The organism is Helicobacter mehlei (genome assembly GCF_003660265.1).
Taxonomy (GTDB): domain Bacteria; phylum Campylobacterota; class Campylobacteria; order Campylobacterales; family Helicobacteraceae; genus Helicobacter; species Helicobacter mehlei.
In genome coordinates this window covers 1-443 of record NZ_QXQP01000088.1, presented here as the reverse complement: position 1 = coordinate 443, position 443 = coordinate 1, and the positions used below count along the sequence as shown (strand labels likewise).

The window sequence follows — 443 nt, the reverse complement described above, 5'->3', positions numbered from 1 at the left end:
AAAGCTAGGGAGCTTTACACCACCGCCCAAGAGCAAGAGCAGGGCTTTAAGCAACTCTTAGAGGGATTAAGCCAGCCTAGTAGCACATTAGAGGCGGGGAATTTGCTCAAGAGTGTGGGGAGCATTGAGAGCAAGATTAAGCGCAAGAGGGGGGATATAGGGGCCATTAGTGACTTTTTAAGAGCGGCCATTAGGGTGGAGGATAGGGGACATCTTAACGGGCAATTGACCCATGTTGAGGATAGTTTAAGAGCGCAGGGCATAGAGCCCATTATAGAGTTCCACCACAGAAGTAGCCAATATAAGGGCTTGCATGTGCAATTCACTTACAAGGGCATTCCTAGCGAGGTCCAGCTACACACTAACAGCAGTTGGGGGACTAAAAAAGAGTTAGACCCGATCTATCATATTATGCGAGACCCCCAAGAATTGGCAAAGCTAAC

1 protein-coding gene is annotated in these 443 nt (G+C 48.3%); it reads left to right on the top strand.

Going from position 1 to position 443, the window contains the following annotated elements:
• Positions 1-443, top strand: a 443-nt coding sequence (locus EAO36_RS08360) for a nucleotidyltransferase family protein (RefSeq protein ID WP_459562067.1), incomplete at both ends; no start/stop codon positions are given.